Origin of the sequence: Rhodanobacter soli, assembly GCF_040548735.1 — a bacterium.
GTDB classification, from domain to species: domain Bacteria; phylum Pseudomonadota; class Gammaproteobacteria; order Xanthomonadales; family Rhodanobacteraceae; genus Rhodanobacter; species Rhodanobacter soli_A.
Window position 1 is genome coordinate 46,829 of the sequence record NZ_JBEPSD010000001.1, and the last position, 22,523, is coordinate 69,351.

Sequence of the window (22,523 nt, forward strand, 5' to 3'; positions counted from 1 at the left end):
ATGTACAGCATTGTTCTGGTCGATGACCATGCCATCGTTCGCGAGGGCTTCAAGCGGCTGATCGAGATGGAGTCGGATCTCGACGTGGTAGCCGAGTGCCGCAGCGCCGACGATGCGGTCGAGGCGGTCAGCCACTGGCGCCCCGACCTGGTCGCGCTGGATCTGTCCTTGCCTGACGGCAGCGGGCTGCCGCTGATCGAACACCTGCTCAGCGTCCACTCGCAAACCCACATCGTGGTGTTGAGCATGCACGATGGCGAGCCGTACGTGTCCGAGGCGTTGCGCCGCGGCGCCAGCGGTTACGTCACCAAGGGCGTGGCGCCGGAGGAACTGGTGGCGGGCCTGCGCGCGGTGATGCAGGGCGAATGTTTCCTCAGCTCGGATCTGCGCCAGCGCCGGGCCGACCGGCCGAATGCGGCGCTGGACCCTCTCAACCGGCTGACCGCGCGCGAGCGCGAGGTGTTCCTGCTGCTGGCCGGGGGTCGCGCCCCGAAGCAGGTCGCGGCGGAGCTGGGGATCGGCCAGAAGACGGTCTACATCCATCGCGCCAGCCTGATGGGCAAGCTCGGTGCCGGCTCGGAACTCGACCTGTACCGGATGGCGACCGAGCGCGGGATGTTGTCGCCGGCCGGGTGACACGGCCTCGTCGAATCAGGCGGTCTGTGCCCGCTCCAGCATCTGTTTCGCGTGAGCCCGCGTCTCGCGGGTGATCTCGACCCCACCCAGCATGCGCGCCAGCTCGTCGCGGCGACCGGCGGCGTCGAGCCTTTCGATCTGCGTACGGGTGGAATCGCCGTCGCTGTGCTTGCTGACCCGTAGGTGCGCATGCCCCTGGGCGGCCACCTGCGGGAGGTGGGTAACGCAGAGCACCTGGCGCCGGGTGCCCAGTGCGCGCAGTTTCTGTCCGACCACTTCGGCGACAGCGCCGCCGATGCCGGTATCGACCTCGTCGAAGATCATGCTGCCGACGGTGTCCTTGCCCAGGGTGGCGACTTCGATCGCCAGGCTGATGCGGGCCAGTTCGCCGCCGGAGGCGACCTTGCGCAGCGGGCGCGGCGGCTGGCCGGGATTGGCGCTTACCAGCAGTTCGCAACGCTCGAGCCCTTGCGGATCCGGTTCGCCGCCGGCAGCCGGCTCCAGCTCGACGCGCAAGAGGCCGCCGGCCATGCCCAGTTCGGCCATCAGCACGCTGACCTCGTCGCCAAGCCTGGCAGCGGCCGTCGCGCGTGCGCCGCTGAGCCCGGCCGCCGCGCTGACATAATCGTCCTGCAGGCGCTGGCGCTGTGCCGCCAGCTGTTCCAGGGCGTCACCGGCACCTTCGAGTTCGACCAGCTCGGCGTGCAGGGCAGCCAGCCGGTCGTGCAGCTCGGCCACCGGCAGCCGATGTCGGCGTGACAGCTCGTGCAGGCGAGCCAGGTGATTGTCGACCTCGGTGTAGCGCTCCGGATCGAGGTCGACGTCCTGCGCATAGCGCGCCAGGCCGTCAGCGGCTTCGCCGAGTTCGATGCCGGCGTTGTCCAGCAGTTCCAGCAGCGGGGTCAGCTTGTCGTCGAGCGCGGCCAGCTTGCCGAGTTCGGCGTGCGCCCGGCCGAGTGCGCGGCGCAACGCGAATTCGCTGTCGCCATCGAGCAGTTCGACCACGCCGGCCGTGCCTTCGGCCAGGCGCCCGGCGTTGGCGAGGCGCTTGTGGTTCGCCTCGAGTTCATCCAGTTCGGCGGGCGGCAGCGCCCATTTTTCCAGTTCGCCGATTTCATGCCGCAGCAGTTCGATGCGCCGGTCGCGGTCATCGCCACCACTGAGTTTACGCATGCGTGCGCCCAGCTCGCGCCATTGCACGGCGCTGCTGCGCACTTGCGCCAGCAAGTCGTCGTGACCGGCATAGGCATCCAGCAGGGCCAACTGGTGCGACCGCGACAGCAGCGCCTGATGCTCGTGCTGGCCGTGGATCTCGACCAGCAGCGCGGCCAGCTCGCCAAGCTGGCGAGCGTTCGCGGGGCGGCCGTTGATCCAGGCCTTGGAGCTGCCCTCGGCGCGGATCACCCGGCGCAGTTGGCAGCCGCCATCCTCGTCCAGTTCCTCGCGCTGCAACCAGTCGCGGGCCGCGGGCAGGTCGGCCAGGTCGAACTCGGCCGCCAATTCCGCGCGATCGCTGCCGGCGCGCACCATGCCGCTGTCGGCGCGGGCGCCGGCCAGCAGCATCAGCGCGTCGACCAGCAGCGACTTGCCGGCGCCGGTTCCGCCGCTGACCACGGTCAGGCCCGGGCCGAACGCGACCTCGGCGGCTTCGACGACGGCGAAATGACGGACGTAGAGCGAAGTGAGCATGGGCAGGCTGATGATGAGGTGGTGGGATTGTAGCGGCAGCCCGGTGGCGCAAAACACCATTCCACTTGCAAGCTGCGCGCGCAGACCTTATTTCTGTCGGGTCTCAAGGATTGCTACGACAGCATGATCAACCCGCATGGCCACGACCTCGACTCACGCGCGCGCAGCCTGTTGCGCACGCTGATCGCCCAGTATCTGGTCGATGGCGAACCGGTGGGCTCGCGCACGCTGTCGCGTTCGTCCGGCCTGGACGTGAGCCCGGCGACGATCCGCAACATCATGGCCGATCTCGAGGATGCCGGCCTGGTCGCTTCGCCGCACACCTCGGCGGGGCGCGTCCCGACGCCGCGCGGCCTGCGCCTGTTCGTCGACAGTCTGATCGAGCTGCAACCGCTGCCGCGCGCGGAAATGGCCCGCCTGCAGCGCGAACTGCCGCCGGGGCCGACCACCACGCGTGACCTGCTCGGCAATGTCTCCACCCTGCTGTCGGCGATGACCCATTTCGCCGGGGTGGTCACGGTGCCGCGCCAGGCCGATTTTCCGCTGCGGCATATCGACTTCGTGGCACTGCCGGGTGCGCGGGTGCTGGTGATCCTGGTGTTCAGCGACAACCAGGTGCAGAACCGCATCGTGCAACTGGCCCGGCCGCTCGACGGCCGGGAGCTGGAACAGGCGGCGAACTACCTGAACAGCCACTTCGCCGGGCTGCGCGTGGACGACATCCGCGCCCACCTGCTGGCCGAGGTACGCAAGGCCGGCAGCGAGTTGAACCAGCTGCTGGCCAGCACGGTGGAACTGGCCACCGCCTCGTTCGCGCCATCGGCAAGCGGCCCCAGCGGTCCGGATGTGCTGGTCAGTGGCCAGACCAACTTGATGGGCTACTCCGAGCTGGCCGACATGCAGCGCCTGCGCGAGTTGTTCGAGGCGTTCCAGCAGAAGAACGAATTGCTGCAGCTGATGGAGGTTTGCGCCCGGGCGCCGGGCGTGCGCCTGTTCATCGGCGAGGAATCCGGCTTCACCGCCCTCGACGGCTGCAGCGTGGTCACCGCCAGCTACGGCGCGCAGGGGCGTGTGCTCGGCGCGGTCGGCGTGATCGGCCCGACCCGGATGGCCTACGAGCGGGTGATTCCGGTCGTGCAGGCCACCGCCGGATTGCTGAGCGACGCCTTGAATCGCGCCGCCACGACCCTATAACCGCAGCGGGAGGCGGGGTTTCTCGCAGATTTGGACGGTCGGCATCCGTGCCGGCCATGAACTTTCGTTTGGAGTGAGCATGCAGAACAACGATCCGCAGTCGCCGGGCGAGGCGCCGACCCAGGGCCAGACCGCCGAATCGACGACCACCGAACTGGCCGGCCTGCAGGCGCGTGTGGCCGAGCTGGAAGCAAGCAATGCCGAATTGCGCGAGACGGTGTTGCGTGAACATGCGGAGCTGGAGAACCAGCGCCGTCGCCTGCATCGCGACCTGGAACAGGCCCGCCGCTTCGCCAACGAGAAACTGCTGAGCGAATTGCTGCCGGTCTACGACGGCCTGGAGAGCGGCCTGGCAATCGAGGGTGGCGATTTCGCCTCGATGCGCGAAGGCCTCGGCCTGACCCTGAAGGCGCTGCTGAAGGTGGCCGAGAACCATGGCATGGCGCAGGTCGACCCGCTGGGCCAGCCACTCGATCCGGAACGTCATCATGCGGTGAGCATGGTCGAGGCGCCGGGTCAGGCGCCCGGCACCGTCGTCAACGTGCTACAGAAAGGTTATGTGCTGAACGATCGCCTGCTGCGTCCCGCGCTGGTCGCGGTGGCAAAGGAATGAACGTCGCCGCTGGCGCCCACCTGAACGGCGCGGCGGCGAACACCACGAAATCGCATCCGGGGCCTTGTTGGCATTGAATCGCCAAGGCAGACCCCCATCTGAAAACCAGCGCGGCCGCGGGGGCCGCAAGTAGATTTGGAGAGCATACGCATGGGCAAGATCATCGGTATCGACCTGGGCACGACCAACTCCTGCGTGTCCGTGATGGACGGCAGCACGACCAAGGTCATCGAAAACTCGGAAGGCGACCGCACCACACCCTCCATCGTCGCCTTCACCAAGGACGGCGAAGTGCTGGTGGGCGCCTCGGCCAAGCGGCAGAGCGTGACCAACCCGAAGAACACCTTCTACGCGGTGAAGCGCCTGATCGGCCGCAAGTTCACCGACAAGGAAGTGCAAAAAGATCTGCACATCGTGCCCTACGGCATCCTTGCACACGACAACGGCGATGCCTGGGTGCAGACCTCCGACGGCAAGAAGATGGCGCCGCAGGAAATCGCCGCGAAGGTGCTGATGAAGATGAAGAAGACCGCCGAGGACTATCTCGGCGAGACGATCACCGAAGCGGTGATCACCGTGCCTGCCTACTTCAACGACAGCCAGCGCCAGGCGACCAAGGACGCCGGCAAGATCGCCGGCCTCGACGTCAAGCGCATCATCAACGAGCCGACCGCGGCCGCGCTGGCCTATGGCCTGGACAAGAAGGGCGGCGACCGCAAGATCGCGGTGTACGACCTCGGCGGCGGCACCTTCGACGTGTCGATCATCGAGATCGCCGAAGTCGACGGCGAGAAGCAGTTCGAGGTGCTGGCCACCAACGGCGATACCTTCCTCGGCGGCGAGGACTTCGACATGCGCGTCATCGACTACCTCGTCGAGGAGTTCCAGAAAGAGCAGGGCATCGACCTGCGCAAGGATCCGCTCGCGCTGCAGCGCCTGAAAGACGCCGCCGAGCGCGCCAAGATCGAGTTGTCCTCTAACCACCAGACCGACGTGAACCTGCCGTACGTGACGGCCGACGCGTCCGGCCCGAAGCACCTGAACATCAAGCTGACCCGGGCCAAGCTCGAGGCGCTGGTGGAAGACCTGATCAAGCGCACCATCGAGCCGTGCCGTACGGCGCTGAACGATGCCGGCCTGCGCGTGTCCGACATCAACGACGTGATCCTGGTCGGTGGCCAGACCCGCATGCCGAAGGTGCAGGAAGCGGTGAAGGACTTCTTCGGCAAGGAGCCGCGCAAGGACGTCAATCCAGACGAAGCTGTCGCCGTGGGCGCGGCGATCCAGGGCGGCGTGCTGGGCGGTTCGGTCAAGGACGTGCTGCTGCTCGACGTCACCCCGCTGTCGCTCGGCATCGAGACGATGGGCGGCGTGATGACCAAGCTGATCGAGAAGAACACCACCGTGCCCACCAAGGCCTCGCAGACCTTCTCCACCGCCGATGACAACCAGACCGCGGTGACCGTGCACGTGCTGCAGGGCGAGCGCGAGCGTGCCAGCGCGAACAAGTCGCTGGGCAAGTTCGATCTGCAGGGCATCGATCCGGCGCCGCGCGGCATGCCGCAGATCGAGGTCACCTTCGACATCGACGCGAACGGCATCCTGCACGTGTCGGCCAAGGACAAGAAGACCGGCAAGGAACAGAAGATCGAGATCAAGGCCGGTTCGGGCCTGTCCGAGGAAGAGATCCAGCGGATGGTCGCCGACGCCGAGGCGAACAAGGAAGAGGACAAGAAGTTCCACGAGCTCGTCGCCACGCGCAACAAGGCCGACCAGCTGGTGCACGCCACCCGCAGCGCGCTGAAGGAGCACGGCGGCAAGGTGCCGGCCGATCAGCTCAGCAGCATCGAGGGTGCGTTGTCCGATCTGGAGAAGGTCAAGGACGGCGACGACAAGGCGGCGATCGAGGCCAAGGTGGAGAAGCTGGAGCAGGTGGCGCAGGCGCTTTACGCCGCCGCGCAGGGTGGTGGCCCGGCCGATGCCGGCGCACAATCCGCACCGGGCGGCTCGGCCCAGCCCGACGACGTGGTCGACGCCGAGTTCACCGAAGTGAAGGACGACAAGAAGTAATTGGCTACCGTTGTCGGCACGGCCGATGAACCAGCCCGTGCCGGCAACCCCCGGCACGGGCTGTCTGTTGAGCGGAATACGGAACCGTCGACTTCTCCGGCCAGGGCAGCGACAAGCAGTGTGGATGCATGAATGAGCAAGCGTGATTACTACGAGGTGCTGGGCGTCGAGCGCAGCGTCAGCGAAGCCGAACTGAAGAAATCCTTCCGCCGGCTGGCGATGAAATACCATCCGGACCGCTGCCCGGACGATCCCACGGCACAGGACAAGTTCAAGGAGGCCAAGGAGGCCTACGAGGTACTGTCTGATGCCTCGAAGCGCGCGATGTACGACCAGCACGGCCATGCCGCTTTCGAGAACGGGATGGGCGGCCGCGGCGGCGCCGGTTTCGGCGATGTCGGCGACATCTTCGGTGACATTTTCGGCGACATCTTCGGCCGCAGCGGCAGCGGGCGCGGCCGTCCGCGGCGCGGCGCCGACCTGCGCTACATCATGGAACTGGACCTGGAGGAGGCCGTGTTCGGCGTCAGCCGGCAGATCGAGGTGCCGACCCAAGTCAACTGCCACCACTGCAACGGCAGCGGTTCGGAGGACGGCAAGGTCAGCAAGTGCAAAACCTGCAATGGCCACGGCCAGGTGCGCATGCAGAACGGCATCTTCTCGATCCAGCAGTCCTGCCCGCACTGCGGCGGCAGCGGCCAGGCGATCGAGAAGCCGTGCAGGAAATGCCACGGTGAAGGCCGCCTCGAGGAAACCCGCACGCTGTCGGTGCAGATCCCCGAGGGCGTCGACAACGGCGACCGCATCCGCCTGACCGGGCAGGGCGAAGCGGCCCCGGCCGGAGCGCCGGCCGGCGACCTGTATGTGGAAGTACACGTGCGCGAACACGCCATCTTCCAGCGCGACGGCAATGACCTGTATTGCGAGCTGCCGATCCGCTTCTCGCAGGCGGCGCTGGGCGCCGAACTGCCGGTGCCGACGCTGGAAGGCGAAGTGCCGGTCAGCATTCCGCCGGAGACACAGACCGGCACCCAGTTCCGCCTGCGCGGCCGCGGCGTCAAGTCCGTGCGCAGCAGTCGCCATGGCGACCTGATCTGCCGCGTGGTGGTGGAGACGCCGGTGCGATTGACCAAGCAGCAGCGTGAGTTGCTGGAATCGCTGGAGGCCACCTTCGACAGCAGCGACGCGGGCAAGCACACACCGCGCGCGAAGGGTTGGGTCGACGGCGTGAAGAAATTCTGGTCGAAAGTCACCGCGTAAGCCTCATCGCCCCCGCTAGCATGTACGGATCGACCACTGGAGTGCGCTGCCGATGACCCGTCCCCTCCGCCTCGCCCTCAGTGGCGCCTCCGGCCGCATGGGCCACGCGCTGCTGAGCCTGCTCGGCGATGACGCCCGCTTCGAACTGGTGCATGCGGTGGTGGCGCCGGGGTCGATCCACGATGGCCAGCCGGTATCTCCCGCTGCGGCGGGTTCCCTGCGGTATGCGCACGACTGGACGCTGGCGCCGCCGATCGACGTCATCGTCGACTTCAGCAGCCCGGCCGCTCTGGCGCTGGCGCTCGATCATTGCCTGGCGCACGGCACGGCCCTGGTCAGCGGCACCACCGGTATGGACGCCACACTGGAGGCGCGACTGGCCGATGCCGGTCAGCGCATCGCGATCCTGCGCGCCGCCAACTTCAGCCTGGGCGTGGCGGTGCTGGCGCGCCTGCTGCGCGAGGCGGCGGCAGCGCTGCCGGACTGGGATCTGGAAATCGTCGAGGCGCATCACGGCCGCAAGCAGGACGCGCCGTCCGGTACCGCGCTGGCGCTTGGCCAGGCGGCGGCGGCGGCACGCGACACCACGCTGGAAGCAGCAGCGGTCTACGGCCGCGAAGGCCGCACCGGCGAACGGATCGAAGGCAGCATCGGCTTTGCCGTGGTACGCGGTGGCGACATCGTGGGCGAGCACACCGCCATGCTGATCGGACAGGGCGAACGGGTGGAACTCGCACATCGCGCCACCGACCGCTCGATCTTTGCGCGTGGCGCCCTGCACGCGGCGCATTGGCTGGCGGGTCGTGCGCCGGGCCAGTGGCAGTTGGACGACGTGATCGCCACGCTGCGCTGATCCGCCTGCGCCAGGGCTGGCGCAATCATGGCGAACCCGGTGGGCGAACGGTCGGATTCAGTCGCGGTGCGAGGCGTTGCGATCGCGGCCTGCACCCAATCGGGTATCGAGGCGGCCAAACAATTTCTTGAACGTGCGCGAGAAGTTTCCACGTTTCGTCTTGCGCAGTTTCTCTTCCTCGCTGATCAGCCAGGCAACCTGGATCACCCGCCGCTCACCCTCGTAGGGCAGATGGCCGTGGAAGGAGTTCTCGCAGCGCTTGAATACGGCGAACTCGCCGTAGAGCGGCGCCAGTTCCGGGGCCGCGATGCTGTCGATGTCGTCGATCTTGTGCAGGAAACGCAGGCAGCCGTCGCTGGTGTCCGGCCACTGCGCATTCAGGTAGATCAGCGCGGTGGCCACCTTGGACTTGCTGTCGGTATGGATGGTGCCGTGGCGCTTGTTGAGCAGGCGGCACAGGGTCACCAGGGTCGGGTACTGGCCGAGATTGTCTATGCCCAGCCGCTGGCCGATCGCGCTGGCAAAGGCCGGCGAAGTCATGTTCTCGATCAGCGCATTGACGCTCGGGCCGCAGTCGGCCGGGTCGTAGGGAAAGAAGCCGGCGCTGGCGTAGCACGGGAAGTCACGATCCAGGTCGCCACGCACTTCATCCGGCAACTGGCCATGCGCGACCATGAATGGAAAGGGCTGCTGCTGCACCGTGGTATCCGGGCGATCGAGACGGGCGGGATCGAGCAGGACAACAGCACTCATGGGGCATCGGACTCCGGCAAAATGTGGCCTAGTGTAGCGCCGACCGATCGGCGGAGATGGACGAATAATCGCAAGATTCACGCACCGTAAGGTGGACAGAAACGGCATCGCCGCTTATCATTTCCACCCGCCCAGATCCTTTCCCTTCCAAGCTCCACAAGCCAGCAATCGTGCGGCTTGCGGACTTTGCTGCATCCAAAAGGCGGTTACTGTATGCCTATTCCTGCCCTGCTGGCCCTCGAAGACGGCAGCGTGTTCCATGGTCACGCTGTCGGCGCCATTGGCGAAACCGTTGGCGAAGTGGTTTTCAACACCGCCATGACGGGTTACCAGGAGATCCTCACCGATCCTTCCTACTCGCGCCAGATCGTCACGCTGACCTATCCGCATATCGGCAACACCGGCATCAACGCCGAGGATGTCGAATCCACCGCCGTGCATGCTGCCGGCCTGATCGTGCGTGACGTGCCGCGCCGGGCCAGCAGTTGGCGCAGCACCGAAAGCCTGCCGGATTACCTGAAGCGCCACGGCACCGTGGCGATCGCCGGCATCGACACCCGCCGACTGACCCGCATCCTGCGCGACAAGGGCGCGCTGGCCGGCTGCATCATGGCCGGCGAGCAGGTCGATGCCGAGGCCGCGCTGGCCAAGGCGCGCGCGTTCCCCGGCCTGAACGGGATGGATCTGGCCAAGGTGGTCAGCACCGTCAAGCCGTATGTGTGGAACCAGGGCGTGTACGACCTCGACCGCACCGCGTTCAATCAGCCAACAGCACGTTTCAAGGTGGTCGCCTACGACTTCGGCACCAAGCTCAACATCCTGCGCCTGCTGGCCGAGCAGGGCTGCGAGGTCACCGTGGTGCCGGCGCAGACGCCTGCCGACGAAGTGCTGGCGATGCAGCCCGACGGCGTATTCCTGTCCAACGGCCCTGGCGATCCGGCGGCCTGCGATTACGCGATCGCGGCGACCGGGCAATTCCTCGACGCGAAGATCCCGCTGTTCGGCATCTGCCTCGGCCATCAGCTGATGGGCCTGGCGCTGGGCGGCAAGACGCTGAAGATGAAGTTCGGCCACCACGGGGCAAATCATCCGGTCAAGGACCTGGACGACGGCCGCGTGCTGATCACCTCGCAGAACCATGGCTTCGCGGTGGATCCGGCCACCTTGCCGGCGAACGTGCGGGTCACGCATACCTCGCTGTTCGACGGGTCGCTGCAGGGTTTCGCGCTGACCGACCGCCCGGCGTTCTGCTTCCAGGGCCATCCCGAAGCGAGCCCCGGCCCGCTCGACATCGGTTATCTGTTCAAACGTTTCGCCGTACTGATGCAGGAGGCCCGCACGCATGCCTAAGCGTACCGATATCAAGAGCATCCTCATCATTGGCGCCGGCCCGATCGTGATCGGCCAGGCCTGCGAGTTCGACTACTCCGGCGCGCAGGCATGCAAGGCGCTGAAGGAAGAGGGCTTCCGGGTGATCCTGGTGAACTCCAACCCCGCCACGATCATGACTGACCCGGACACCGCCGACGCGGTGTACATCGAGCCGATCAACTGGCAGACGGTGGAACGCATCATCGCCAAGGAACGCCCGGATGCGGTGCTGCCCACGATGGGCGGCCAGACCGGCCTCAACTGTGCTCTGGACCTTGCCGACAACGGCGTGCTGGAGAAGTACAACGTCGAGCTGATCGGCGCCAAGCGTGAAGCCATCCGCATGGCCGAGGACCGCGAGCTGTTCCGCGTGGCGATGGGCGAGATCGGGCTGGAATGCCCGAAGGCCGAGGTCGTGCGCACGTTCGAGCAGGCGCTGCTGACCCAGGCCAAGGTCGGCTATCCGACCGTCATCCGCCCCAGCTTCACCCTCGGCGGCTCCGGCGGCGGCATCGCCTACAACCGCGAGGAGTTCGAGGAGATCGTCAAGCGCGGCCTGGAACTGTCGCCAGTGGGCGAGGTGCTGGTCGAGGAATCCGTGCTCGGCTGGAAGGAGTTCGAAATGGAGGTGGTCCGCGACACCGCGGACAACTGCATCATCGTGTGCTCGATCGAGAACCTCGACCCGATGGGCGTGCACACCGGCGACTCGATCACGGTGGCGCCGGCGCAGACGCTCACCGACAAGGAATACCAGCGCCTGCGCGACGCCTCGATCGCGGTGCTGCGCAAGATCGGCGTGGACACCGGCGGCTCCAACGTGCAGTTCGGCATCAATGCCGAGAATGGCCGTGTGGTGGTCATCGAGATGAATCCGCGCGTGTCGCGCTCGTCCGCACTGGCGTCGAAGGCCACCGGTTTCCCGATCGCCAAGATCGCTGCCAAGCTGGCGGTCGGCTACACGCTGGATGAACTCAAGAACGACATCACCGGCGGACTCACGCCGGCGTCGTTCGAGCCGTCGATCGACTACGTGGTCACCAAGATCCCGCGTTTCGCGTTCGAGAAATTCCCGGCCGCCGATGCCCGTCTCACCACCCAGATGAAGTCCGTCGGCGAGGTGATGGCGATTGGCCGCACCTTCCACGAATCGCTGCAGAAGGCGCTGCGTGGTCTGGAGATCGGCAAGACCGGTCTCAACCCGACCGGGCTGGACATCAGCACCGAGGACGGCCTGGCCGTGCTCAAGCGCGAGCTGCGCGAACCACGCCCCGACCGCGTATTTCACCTGGCGGACGCGTTCCGCGCCGGCCTGTCGCTGGAGGAAGTGTTCAACCTCAGCCGTGTCGACCCCTGGTTCCTCGCCGCGTTCGAGGACATCGTGCTGACCGAGGCGGACGTGGTAGCGCAGGGCATCACCGCGCTCGACGAACCGCGCGTGCGCGAACTCAAGCGGCTCGGCTTTGCCGATGCTCGCCTGGCCGAACTGCTCAACACCGACGAAGCCTCGTTGCGCCATCTGCGCCATACGCTGGGCGTGCGCCCGGTGTACAAGCGGGTGGATTCCTGTGCGGCCGAATTCGCCACCAGCACCGCCTACATGTATTCGACCTACGAGGAAGAGTGCGAGGCGAACCCGACCAGTCGCGACAAGATCATCGTGCTCGGCGGCGGCCCGAACCGGATCGGGCAGGGCATCGAGTTCGACTATTGCTGCGTGCATGCGTCGCTGGCGCTGCGCGAGGATGGCTACGAAACCATCATGGTCAACTGCAACCCGGAAACGGTGTCGACCGACTACGACACTTCCGACCGCTTGTACTTCGAGCCGCTGACGCTGGAGGACGTGCTGGAAATCGTCCACGTGGAAAAGCCGAAGGGCGTGATCGTGCAGTACGGCGGGCAGACTCCGCTGAAGCTCGCCCGCGCGCTGGAAGCGGCTGGCGTGCCGATCATCGGCACCAGCCCCGACTCGATCGATCTGGCCGAGGACCGCGAGCGCTTCCAGCAGATGATCGAGAAGATCGGCCTGAAGCAGCCGCCGAACCGCACCGCGCGCAATGCCGACGAGGCGCTGGCGCTGGCCCGCGAGATCGGCTACCCGCTGGTGGTGCGGCCGAGCTACGTGCTTGGCGGTCGCGCGATGGAAGTGGTGCATGACGACGCCGACCTGTCGCGCTACATCCGCGATGCGGTGAAGGTGTCGAACGATTCGCCGGTGCTGCTGGATCGCTTCCTCGACCACGCGGTCGAAGTCGACGTGGACGTGATCGCCGACGCCGAGGGCACCGTGCTTATCGGCGGTATCATGGAACACATCGAGGAGGCCGGCGTGCATTCGGGCGATTCGTCCTGCTCGCTGCCGCCGTATTCGCTGAGCGCGGACATCCAGGACGAAATGCGCCGCCAGGTCAGCGCGATGGCCAAGGAACTGAAGGTGATCGGCCTGATGAACACCCAGTTCGCGATCCAGGGCGACACGGTATTCATCCTGGAAGTGAACCCGCGTGCCTCGCGCACGGTGCCGTTCGTGTCCAAGGCTACCGGCGTGCCGCTGGCCAAGATCGCTGCGCGCGTGATGGCCGGCCGTTCGCTGGCCAGCCTGAACGCGACGCGCGAGGTGATCCCGGCCTACTACTCGGTGAAGGAGGCGATCTTCCCGTTCCTGAAATTCCAGAACGTCGACCCGATCCTTGGACCCGAGATGCGCTCGACCGGTGAAGTGATGGGCGTAGGCCGCAGTTTCGGCGCGGCCTTCGCGCGTGGCCACGAAGCGGCCGGCATCAAGGCGCCGATGGTCGGCAAGGCATTCCTGTCGGTACGCGATGGCGACAAGGAGCGCCTGTTGCCGGTGGCGAGGGAAATCATTGCGCGTGGTTTCAACGTGGTGGCGACCTCCGGTACCGCCAGCTACCTGGCCGAGCACGGCGTGGTGTGCGAGCGGATCAACAAGGTGCTCGAAGGCCGCCCGCACATCGTCGATCTGATCAAGAACGGCGAGATCGTCTACATCGTCAACACCACCGAGGGCAAGCAGGCGATCGCCGATTCGTTCTCGATCCGGCGCGAGGCACTGCAGCATCGCGTCACGTATTCCACTACCGTGGCAGGCGCCCGTGCGCTCGTGCATTCGCTGGATTTCCACAGCGATGGCGAGGTGCACAGCCTGCAGGAACTGCACAAGGAGCTCATCGCATGAGTCGCCCTCCCATCACCAAGACCGGCGCCGAGCGCTTGCGCGCGGAACTGGAACGGCTGAAGTCCATCGACCGCCCGCGCATCATCGCGGCGATTGCCGAGGCGCGTGCACACGGTGACCTCAAGGAGAACGCGGAATACCACGCCGCGCGCGAACTGCAGAGTTTCACCGAGGGCCGCATCGCCCAACTGGAGGCCCTGCTGTCCACCGCCGAGGTGATCGATGTCGCTCAGTTGAAGCCGGGCAATCGCGTGGTGTTCGGCGCCACCGTGGACCTGGAGGACGAGGACTCCGGCGTGGCGGTGACCTATCAGATCGTCGGCGACCTGGAAGCGGACATCAAGCAGCGATTGATCGCGGTGTCCTCGCCGATCGCCCGTGCACTGATCGGCAAGAGTGCCGGCGACAGCTTCGAGTTCACCGCGCCGAACGGCGTCAAGCACTACGAAATCATCGACGTCCGTTACGCATGACGGTGGTCGAGGGCTCCGCGGCATCGTCGTCGGAGCCTTGATGGACGCCCACAAAAAAGGCCGCTCGCGCGGCCTTTCTCATGGCATCGGCAGGCTGGATTCAGCGCTGGCGAGCCTTGAAACGGGGGTTGCTCTTGCAGATCACGAACACCTTGCCGCGACGGCGCACAATCTTGCAGTCGCGATGCCGCGCCTTGGCGGACTTCAAAGAGTTAAGCACCTTCACGGCCAGCTCCTGACACTAAACGAAAATGTAAGCACGCAAGTGTAACGGCCCCAATGACTTATCACAAGCCCGGTGCGACGGCCGTTTCCGCCACCGTGGCCAGGAATTGCTGCAGGGCCGGGGAGTGGTCGTCGGCCCGACACGCCACGGCCAGCAGCAGGTAGGCGTCGGGATCTTCCAGCGGCACGTAGCAGACCCCGGCCAGGCGCACGGTACGCATGCTGGCCGGCACCAGGGCCAACCCCAAGCCGGCGGCAACCAGGGCGAGCAAGCCGTTGATCTGTTGTGCGTGCTGGGTGATCGATGGCTGGAAGCCGGCCCGCGTCGCCAGTTTCACTAGCCGGTCGTACAGTGTGGAAGCCAGTTCGCGCGGTTGCGACACGAAGGCATCGCCGGCCACCTCGGCCAGGCGCAGGCTGTCGCGGCTGGCCATGGGATGGCCGGCGGGCAGGGCGAGCAGCAAGGGCTCGCGGTCGATCATGCTCAGCCGCAGGCCGCGCGCGTCCTGTGCATGCGCTGGCTCATCGCGAACAAAACCGACGTCGATCTGGCCGGCGAGCAGGGCGGCGAACTGCGGCTCGGTATACATCTCGCTGAGTTGCAGGCGCACGTTGGGCGCGATCTGGCCAAAACGCAGCAGGGCCTGCGGCATGGCCGGATGGAACGAGACCGACACGGTATAGGCCAGCCGCAACTGGCCGCTGTAACCTGCCGCCGCCGCCACCACCTGACTGCGTGCTTCGTCGACCTTGGCCAGGATCTGCCGGGCCTGCTCCAGGAAAATCCGGCCCGGCTCGGTCAGCGCCACGCTGCGCTTGGTGCGCTCCAGCAGGCGCACCCCCAGGTCCTGCTCCAGTGACTGGATCTGCTGCGATAGCGGCGGCTGGGAAAGGTGCAGGCGCAGCGCCGCCCGGGTGAAGCTGAGCTCCTCGGCGACGGCAACGAAATAGCGCAACTGGCGAAGATCAAACATATAGCGATTTCGAATTAGTATGGCGCTAAATATATATTAGATACTTTATTGCGTCGATCATAAAATCACTCTCGTCCCGCCACTTCCCCTCCCCCTAGTGGCGGCGGCCCTCGCCCCGCAGCGACGCTAAATACGACATCTGGTTCAACTCCCCCCCTGAACCCATGTCGATGCGTCTCCCCTGCGGGGCGCTTTCTTTTCCACGATCGACACCGCCGCCTGATGGCGGCGGTGTCGATGTCGGAATCAGATTTCGCTGGCCAACCGGGTGCCTTGGGCGATCGCACGTTTGGCGTCCAGCTCCGCAGCCACGTCGGCGCCACCGATCACGTGCACCTTCGCGCCGGCGGCGATCAGTTCGTCGGCCAGTCGGCGATTCGGCTCCTGGCCGGCACACACCACCACGTTGTCGACCGGCAGAATCTGCGGGTTCCCATCGACGGTGACGTGCAGGCCGTCGTCGTCGAAACGCTCGTAGCCAACTTTGCCCAGCATGGTTACCCGCTTGGCCTTGAGCGTGGCCCGGTGCACCCATCCGGTGGTCTTGTTGAGCCGTGCGCCGGGGCGGCCTTCGCTGCGCTGGAGCAGCCAGACCTGCCGCGCCGGCGCTTCCGGCTGCGGTGGCTGCAGACCACTGCGTTGCCGTAGCTGCATGTCCACGCCCCATTCGCGGGTCCAGCGGGTCACGTCGGTGGTGGGCGAGGGCGGGGGTTCGACCAGGAACTCGGCCACGTCGAAGCCGATGCCGCCGGCACCGATGATCGCCACCCTGGAACCCACCGGCCGGTGTCGGGCCAGCACGTCGAGATAGCTCAGCACACGCGAATCGTCGCTGCCCGGGAAGCTCACCTGCCGCGGCGTGATGCCGGTGGCGATCACCACCTCGTCATAGCCGCCGGCTTGCAGCGAGGTGGCGTCCGCGACCCGGCCGAGTTGGACGTCAACGCCGGCGGCGTCCAACTGGTGGCGGAAATAACGCAGCGTTTCGTGGAACTCTTCCTTGCCCGGAATCCGCTTGGCGTAGTTGAACTGGCCACCGATCTCGCTGGCCTGGTCGATCAGGGTCACCGCATGGCCGCGCTCGCCCAGCGTATTGGCGCAGGCCATGCCGGCCGGCCCCGCGCCAATCACGGCGATGCGCTTGCGCACGCTGGCCGGTTCGATCTTCAGTTCGGTTTCGTGGCAGGCGCGTGGGTTGACCAGGCAACTGGCGCGCTTGTTCTGGAACACGTGGTCGAGGCAGGCCTGGTTGCAGGCGATGCAGGTGTTGATGCGCTCGCTGCGACCGGCCCTAGCCTTGTTCGCCCAGGCGGGATCGGCCAGCAGCGGACGCGCCATCGAGACCATGTCGGCCTCGCCGCCGGCGAGGATGCGTTCGGCCACGTCCGGCATGTTGATCCGGTTGGTCGCCACCAGCGGGATGGCCACCTCGCCCTTGAGCTTCTGCGTGACCCAGGCGAAGCCGGCACGCGGCACACTGGTGACGATGGTCGGAATGCGCGCTTCATGCCAGCCGATGCCGGTATTGATGATGCTGGCACCGGCCGCTTCGATCGCCCTGGCCAGGGCCGCGATCTCGCTCCAGTCCTGGCCGCCCTCGACCAGGTCGAGCATCGACAACCGGTAGATGATGATGAAGTCGCGGCCCACGGCCTCGCGCGTGCGGCGCACGATCTCGATAGGGAAACGCATGCGCCGGACCACGTCGCCGCCCCAGGCATCGCTGCGCTGGTTGGTGCGGGCGGCAATGAATTCGTTGATCAGATAGCCTTCCGAACCCATCACCTCGACGCCGTCGTAGCCGGCGTCCTGTGCCAGCCTCGCACAACGCACGAAGTCGCCGATGGTGCGCTCCACGCCGCGCGCGGACAGCGCCCTCGGCGTGAACGGGGTGATCGGCGACTTGATCCTCGAGGGCGCCACCGACAGCGGGTGATAGCCATAGCGGCCGGCGTGCAGGATCTGCATGCAGATGCGCCCACCCTCGGCATGCACGGCGCGGGTCAGCTTGCGGTGGCGCGGCTTGTGCCAGGGCAGGGTGAGCCGGCCGCCGAACGGTTTCAGCCAGCCTTCGATGCTGGGTGAGATGCCGCCGGTGACCATCAGCCCCACGCCACCACGGGCGCGTTCGGCGAAATACGCGGCCAGCTTGTCGTAGTCGCTGGCCCTGTCCTCCAGCCCGGTGTGCATCGACCCCATCAGGATGCGATTGGGCAGGGTGACGTGGCCCAGATCGAGCGGGGCGAACAACTTCGGATAATTCATGCGATCCACACGAGACTCAAACGATCGTATGAATGTGCCGGTGTTGGGCGTTTGAAAGCAAGCGCCGCATGCACACGGCGGCTCGGATCAGGCCAGCAGTTGGTGCACCAGCGCGATGTAGCGGCGCATGGCTTCTTCTTCGGGGACGCCGTTCAACTGCGCCCAGGCCTGGTGCTTGGCGGTGCCGACGAAGTCGAAGAAGCCGGGCTGGGCACGTTTCAGGTCACCTTCCGAGCCCTGCTTGTAGAGCGCGTAGAGCTTCAGCAAGGTGTCGTTGTCGGGGCGCGTGGCCAATCGCTGGATGTCCTTGGCAGCCTGGTCGAACTCGCGGCGAAGATCGGTCATGAGGCAGATCGGACATGGCTTGCGGACAAGGAGACCGGCTAGATAGCACGCGTCCCCCATGGGGTCAACGCGGTAAACTCCCCGCTTTCGCCATTCAGCCAGGATCCTGTCATGAGCCATGCTTCCGCCGTCCCCGTACTCACCATCGACGGGCCGTCGGGATCGGGCAAGGGCACCATCAGCACGCTGGTGGCCGAACGGCTGGGTTGGCGGTTGCTGGATTCCGGCGCGCTGTACCGCGCCGTGGGCTACGCCGCCGGCATGGCCGGGCTGGATCTGTCGGACGTCGAGGCAGTGACCCGCTGCGCGCAGGGCACGAAGATCCATTTCCGCGCGGTCGGCGACGGCGGCGAGACCCGGGTGATCGTCAACGGGCACGACGCCACCGACGAATTACGCACCGAGACCGCCGGTGCGGCAGCCTCGGCGATCGCCTCGATGCCGCCGGTACGCGAAGCCCTGGTGGCGCTGCAGTTGGGCTTCCGCAAGGCGCCCGGACTGGTCGCCGACGGGCGCGACATGGGCACGGTGATCTTCCCGGATGCGGCGCACAAGGTTTTCCTCACCGCAAGCGCCGCCGAGCGAGCGAAAAGGCGCTATAAGCAGTTGAAGGAAAAGGGACTCAGCGTTACACTTGCGGGCCTTCAGCGAGAAATTGAGGCGCGTGACAGCCGCGATGCATCGCGGGCGGTTGCGCCGCTCAAGCCTGCCGAGGATGCCGTGCTGGTGGATACCACCGGGATGGGCATCGACGAGGTCGTCGCGAAAGTACTTGCCGTCGTGCAGCCTTGACCGGATTGCGCGACGGTTTCTGTGCCCCTGCTGCGGTAGGGGGTTTTGGCCAACGGTGACGACGGTCGGTTCTGCGGAACCACCCGAAGGCACCCTCAACCGGTGGACCGGAAAGTTCGTGCGCAATACCCAATCTGGCGCGACGGACCACGGTCTTTTCCCACTATGGAATCAACATGACTGAAAGTTTTGCCGAACTGTTTGAACAGAGCCAACAGGCTATCTCCAAGCTGAAGCCCGGCGCCATCGTCACCGGCATCGTTGTGGAAATCCGCAATGACGTCGTCGTGATCAATGCGGGCCTGAAGAGCGAAGGCATCGTCCCGATCGAGCAGTTCAAGAGCGAGGACGGCGTGCTGGAGGTGCAGGTAGGCGACGAGGTGAAGGTAGCCCTCGAAGCTTTGGAAGACGGTTTCGGCGAGACCAAGCTGTCGCGCGAGAAGGCCAAGCGCTCGATGGTATGGGACGACCTGGAGCAGGCGTTCGACAAGGAAGAGACCATCGTCGGCATGATTTCCGGCAAGGTCAAAGGCGGTTTCACCGTCGACATCAAGGACGTCCGCGCGTTCCTGCCGGGCTCGCTGGTCGATGTGCGCCCGGTGCGCGATCCGGTCTACCTCGAGGGCAAGGAACTCGAGTTCAAGATCATCAAGCTCGACCGCAAGCGCAACAACGTGGTGGTCAGCCGCCGCGCCGTCGTCGAGACCGAGTTCTCCGAGGAGCGCGAGAAGCTGCTCGAGCGCCTGACCGAAGGTGCGGTGGTCAAGGGTACGGTCAAGAACCTCACCGACTACGGCGCATTCGTGGACCTGGGCGGTATCGACGGCCTGCTGCACATCACCGACATGGCGTGGAAGCGTGTGCGCCATCCGTCCGAAGTGGTCAACGTCGGCGACGAGCTGGACGTGCGCGTGCTGAAGTACGACAAGGAGCGCAACCGCGTTTCGCTGGGCCTGAAGCAGTTGGGCGACGACCCGTGGGTCGCCATCGCCCGCCGCTACCCGGTCGGCAGCCGCCTGTTCGGCAAGGTCTCCAACGTCACCGATTACGGCTGCTTCGTCGAGATCGAGCCGGGCGTGGAAGGCCTGGTGCACGTGTCCGAGATGGACTGGACCAACAAGAACGTCAATCCGGCCAAGGTGGTACAGGTCGGTGACGAGACCGAAGTGACCGTGCTGGACGTGGACGAGGAGCGTCGCCGCATCTCGCTGGGCATCAAGCAGACGCGTTCCAATCCGTGGGAAGCGTTCGCGGCCATGCACAAGAAGGGCGACAAGGTCTCCGGCCAGATCAAGTCGATCACCGATTTCGGCGTGTTCATCGGCCTGGACGGCGGCATCGATGGCCTGGTGCACCTGTCCGACATCTCCTGGCAGATGTCCGGCGAAGACCTGGTCCGCAACTTCAAGAAGGGCGACGAGATCGAGGCCGTGGTGCTGGCCGTGGACCCGGAGCGCGAGCGCATCTCGCTCGGCATCAAGCAGATGGAACAGGATCCGTTCGGCCAGTTCATGGCGGCGAATCCGCGCGGCAGCATCGTCAACGGCACCGTCAAGGAAGTCGATGCGAAGGGTGCCGTGATCGATCTGGGCGAAGGCGTCGAGGGCTACCTGCGTGCCAATGACATCGCCAAGGAGCGTATCGACGATGCCACCCTGCACCTGAAGGTCGGCGACAAGGTCGAGGCCAAGTTCACCGGCATGGATCGCAAGGGTCGCCAGTTGGCACTCTCGATTCGCGCCAAGGACGAGGAAGACGCGCCCGACACGTCGGCGGACTACTCGTCCGCTGCCAGCGGTACGACCAAGCTTGGTGCGCTGCTCAAGGAGCAGTTCAACAAGGCCGACTGATCGCCTGCAGCAGTCTGATACGGGGCGGCGGCCCACCGTCGCCCCGTTGTTTCATGTCACGGACATTGGGGCCCATGACTAAATCCGAATTGATCGAGGCGCTCGCCAGGCGCCAGACCCACCTTGCGTTTGCCGATGTCGAGATGGCCGTCAAGAGCGTCATCGAGCAGATGAGCCATGCCCTGGCTCATGGCGAACGTATCGAAGTGCGTGGCTTCGGCAGCTTCGCGCTGCACTACCGGCCGCCGCGCATGGGGCGCAACCCCAAGACGGGTGAAGCCGTGGCGCTGCCCGGCAAGCACGTTCCGCACTTCAAGCCAGGCAAGGAATTGCGCGAACGCGTCAACCAGGACCTGGAGCAGAAAACCACCTGACAGGTCGGTCGATATGCAGGAAAACTGATCGAAGGCAGGCGGCGCAAGTCGTCCTGTCTTTTTTATTGCGCGCCGTTTGCGATGGCCGCGAGGCCGTCATGAATCGTTGCCGCATGGATTGCCCACGTTGCCTGTGCCTGTCACGAGCAATCGGGTAAAGTCTCGGCCATGCGACTGCTCGCCATCATCGTCCTCGTGATCTTCATCGCCGCCGGCGTCGTGCTGGGCGCGCTCAATGCCGACCTGGTCGGCTACGACCTGGCGTTTGCCCAGGTGCAATTGCCCAAAGGCGCGGCCTTGCTGGGCGCGCTGGTGATCGGTTGGCTGCTGGGCGGGCTCACCGCCTGGGTGGGCGTCAGTACGCGCCAGCGCCGCCATCGACCGCGCGCGGACAAGAAGCTTCCGGCCAAGCCATGAATCTCCTGTATGTGCTGGTTCCGCTGGTGCCAGCCGCATTCGTCCTGGGCTGGTGGGCCTCCCGTCAGATCGGTGCGCGCCGGTCCGGCGCCGAAGTCAGCGAGCTGTCCTCGGACTACTTCCGTGGCCTGAACTACCTGCTCAACGAGGAGCAGGACAAGGCGATCGAGGTCTTCCTCAAGCTGGCCGAATACAACCGCGACACGGTCGAGACGCACCTGGCACTGGGCAACCTGTTCCGCCGCCGCGGCGAGGTGGACCGGGCGATCCGACTGCACCAGCACCTTGTCTCGCGGCCGGGGCTGACCGACGCGATGAAGACGGTGGCCCTGCTGGAGCTGGGCGAGGACTACATGCGCGCCGGGCTGCTGGATCGCGCCGAGGCGCTGTTCTCCGACCTGGTGGCGATGGACGCGCACGCGCCGTCGGCGCTGCGCCACCTGATCGCGATCTACCAGCACGAACGCGACTGGCACAAGGCGATCGAGCATGCGCGCCGGCTGGAGGTGATGACCGGCGAGGACGAGGCGCCGATGATCGCCCAGTTCTATTGCGAACTGGCCGACCGCTCGCGCCAGCATGGCGCCCGCGCCGAGGCGCGCGACTATCTGCGTCAGGCATTCGAGTGCCAGCCCAACTGCGTACGTGCCTTCATGCTGACCGGTCGCCTGCAGTCCGAAGACGGCCTGCATGCGGAGGCGGCGACGGCTTACGAGGCGGCGATCAAGGCCGATATCGCCTTCACCCCGGATATCCTGCCGCCGCTGCTCAACAGCTATGCCCGCTCGCAGCAGATGGAACGCGCTGAAAGTTTCCTGCGCGACATGTTGGGGCGCTACCACGGCGTCTCGCCGGTGCTGGCGCTGACCCAGCTGTACCGGCAACGCGACGGCGAGCGGGCGGCGATCGATTTCCTGACGGCGCAATTGCGCCAGCGGCCGTCGGTACGCGGACTGATGGCGCTGATCGACGCCACCATGGACAAGATCGAGGGCGAGGCGCGCGAAAACTTTCTGATCCTGCGCGACCTGACCCGCAAGCTGCTGGAAGGCCAGGCGATGTATCGCTGCAGCCGCTGCGGCTTCGGCGCCAAGGCGCATCACTGGCAGTGCCCCAGCTGCAAGAGCTGGAGTACGATCCGGCCGATCCACGGCGTCGCCAGCGAGTGAG

At 66.0% G+C, this 22,523-nt stretch carries 20 protein-coding genes; 14 read left to right on the forward strand and 6 right to left on the reverse strand.

Annotated features, from left to right (window positions below):
* The gene (locus ABIE04_RS00250; protein WP_354546597.1) at positions 1-636 is read left to right on the forward strand and encodes a response regulator transcription factor; all 636 of its coding nucleotides are present in this window, start codon (positions 1-3) and stop codon (positions 634-636) included.
* 15 nt (positions 637-651) lie between these two features.
* On the opposite strand, the gene recN is transcribed toward ABIE04_RS00250, so the two are convergent.
* The gene (recN, locus tag ABIE04_RS00255; RefSeq protein WP_354546598.1) at positions 652-2,325 is read right to left on the reverse strand and encodes a DNA repair protein RecN; all 1,674 of its coding nucleotides are present in this window, start codon (positions 2,323-2,325) and stop codon (positions 652-654) included.
* Between the two features lie 123 nt (positions 2,326-2,448).
* Here recN and hrcA point away from each other — a divergent pair, with 123 nt between their 5' ends.
* From hrcA to dapB, 5 genes are all read left to right on the forward strand, one after another.
* A complete protein-coding gene (hrcA, locus tag ABIE04_RS00260) occupies positions 2,449-3,519 on the forward strand; it encodes a heat-inducible transcriptional repressor HrcA (protein WP_354546599.1) in 1,071 nt (356 codons plus the stop codon).
* A gap of 79 nt (positions 3,520-3,598) precedes the next feature.
* On the forward strand, positions 3,599-4,132 hold the full coding sequence (gene grpE / locus ABIE04_RS00265; RefSeq protein ID WP_354546600.1) for a nucleotide exchange factor GrpE: 534 nt from the start codon (positions 3,599-3,601) through the stop codon (positions 4,130-4,132).
* A 150-nt stretch (positions 4,133-4,282) separates the two neighbouring features.
* Entirely contained in the window at positions 4,283-6,202 is a 1,920-nt protein-coding gene (gene dnaK, locus ABIE04_RS00270) for a molecular chaperone DnaK (RefSeq protein WP_354546601.1), read from the forward strand.
* Positions 6,203-6,334: 132 nt separating this feature from the next.
* The gene (gene dnaJ / locus ABIE04_RS00275) at positions 6,335-7,462 is read left to right on the forward strand and encodes a molecular chaperone DnaJ (RefSeq protein WP_354546602.1); all 1,128 of its coding nucleotides are present in this window, start codon (positions 6,335-6,337) and stop codon (positions 7,460-7,462) included.
* A gap of 52 nt (positions 7,463-7,514) precedes the next feature.
* Complete coding sequence (dapB, locus tag ABIE04_RS00280; protein ID WP_354546603.1) at positions 7,515-8,315, forward strand: 4-hydroxy-tetrahydrodipicolinate reductase; 801 nt, start codon at positions 7,515-7,517, stop codon at positions 8,313-8,315.
* Between the two features lie 57 nt (positions 8,316-8,372).
* On the opposite strand, the gene ABIE04_RS00285 is transcribed toward dapB, so the two are convergent.
* Positions 8,373-9,068: a 2OG-Fe(II) oxygenase gene (locus tag ABIE04_RS00285; RefSeq protein ID WP_354546604.1), complete on the reverse strand. Its 696-nt coding sequence runs from the start codon at positions 9,066-9,068 to the stop codon at positions 8,373-8,375.
* Positions 9,069-9,281: 213 nt separating this feature from the next.
* Here ABIE04_RS00285 and carA point away from each other — a divergent pair, with 213 nt between their 5' ends.
* Genes carA through greA form a run of 3 tightly spaced genes read left to right on the forward strand, consistent with a single transcriptional unit; the run spans position 9,282 to position 14,111 of the window.
* The gene (gene carA / locus ABIE04_RS00290) at positions 9,282-10,418 is read left to right on the forward strand and encodes a glutamine-hydrolyzing carbamoyl-phosphate synthase small subunit (RefSeq protein WP_354546605.1); all 1,137 of its coding nucleotides are present in this window, start codon (positions 9,282-9,284) and stop codon (positions 10,416-10,418) included.
* Positions 10,411-13,638 carry a carbamoyl-phosphate synthase large subunit gene (gene carB, locus ABIE04_RS00295; protein WP_354546606.1) on the forward strand — a complete coding sequence of 1,076 codons (3,228 nt, stop codon included), beginning with the start codon at positions 10,411-10,413 and terminating at the stop codon, positions 13,636-13,638. Before carA ends, carB begins: the two co-directional genes overlap by 8 nt.
* Positions 13,635-14,111 (forward strand): transcription elongation factor GreA, encoded by a 477-nt coding sequence (gene greA / locus ABIE04_RS00300; protein ID WP_354546607.1) that lies wholly within the window; start codon positions 13,635-13,637, stop codon positions 14,109-14,111. Before carB ends, greA begins: the two co-directional genes overlap by 4 nt.
* A 100-nt stretch (positions 14,112-14,211) precedes the next feature.
* On the opposite strand, the gene ykgO is transcribed toward greA, so the two are convergent.
* The 4 genes from ykgO to ABIE04_RS00320 all read right to left on the reverse strand — a co-directional run bounded on the left by ykgO (position 14,212) and on the right by ABIE04_RS00320 (position 17,920).
* Complete coding sequence (gene ykgO, locus ABIE04_RS00305; protein WP_007080705.1) at positions 14,212-14,337, reverse strand: type B 50S ribosomal protein L36; 126 nt, start codon at positions 14,335-14,337, stop codon at positions 14,212-14,214.
* A gap of 61 nt (positions 14,338-14,398) precedes the next feature.
* Positions 14,399-15,310, reverse strand: a complete 912-nt coding sequence (locus ABIE04_RS00310; protein ID WP_354546608.1) for a LysR family transcriptional regulator — start codon at positions 15,308-15,310, stop codon at positions 14,399-14,401.
* Between the two features lie 246 nt (positions 15,311-15,556).
* A complete protein-coding gene (locus ABIE04_RS00315; protein ID WP_354546609.1) occupies positions 15,557-17,575 on the reverse strand; it encodes an NADPH-dependent 2,4-dienoyl-CoA reductase in 2,019 nt (672 codons plus the stop codon).
* Between the two features lie 87 nt (positions 17,576-17,662).
* Positions 17,663-17,920 carry an acyl-CoA-binding protein gene (locus ABIE04_RS00320; protein WP_354546610.1) on the reverse strand — a complete coding sequence of 86 codons (258 nt, stop codon included), beginning with the start codon at positions 17,918-17,920 and terminating at the stop codon, positions 17,663-17,665.
* A 111-nt stretch (positions 17,921-18,031) separates the two neighbouring features.
* On the opposite strand from ABIE04_RS00320, the gene cmk reads away from it, so the two are divergent.
* From cmk to lapB, 5 genes are all read left to right on the forward strand, one after another.
* Positions 18,032-18,712, forward strand: coding sequence for a (d)CMP kinase (gene cmk, locus ABIE04_RS00325; protein WP_354546611.1), 681 nt, complete (start codon positions 18,032-18,034; stop codon positions 18,710-18,712).
* Positions 18,713-18,888: 176 nt separating this feature from the next.
* On the forward strand, positions 18,889-20,562 hold the full coding sequence (gene rpsA, locus ABIE04_RS00330; protein WP_214554409.1) for a 30S ribosomal protein S1: 1,674 nt from the start codon (positions 18,889-18,891) through the stop codon (positions 20,560-20,562).
* Positions 20,563-20,636: 74 nt separating this feature from the next.
* Positions 20,637-20,936 (forward strand): integration host factor subunit beta, encoded by a 300-nt coding sequence (locus ABIE04_RS00335; RefSeq protein WP_354546612.1) that lies wholly within the window; start codon positions 20,637-20,639, stop codon positions 20,934-20,936.
* Between the two features lie 168 nt (positions 20,937-21,104).
* Positions 21,105-21,353, forward strand: coding sequence for a LapA family protein (locus tag ABIE04_RS00340; RefSeq protein WP_354546613.1), 249 nt, complete (start codon positions 21,105-21,107; stop codon positions 21,351-21,353).
* Entirely contained in the window at positions 21,350-22,522 is a 1,173-nt protein-coding gene (gene lapB, locus ABIE04_RS00345; protein WP_354546614.1) for a lipopolysaccharide assembly protein LapB, read from the forward strand. Before ABIE04_RS00340 ends, lapB begins: the two co-directional genes overlap by 4 nt.
* Position 22,523 lies beyond the last annotated feature (1 nt).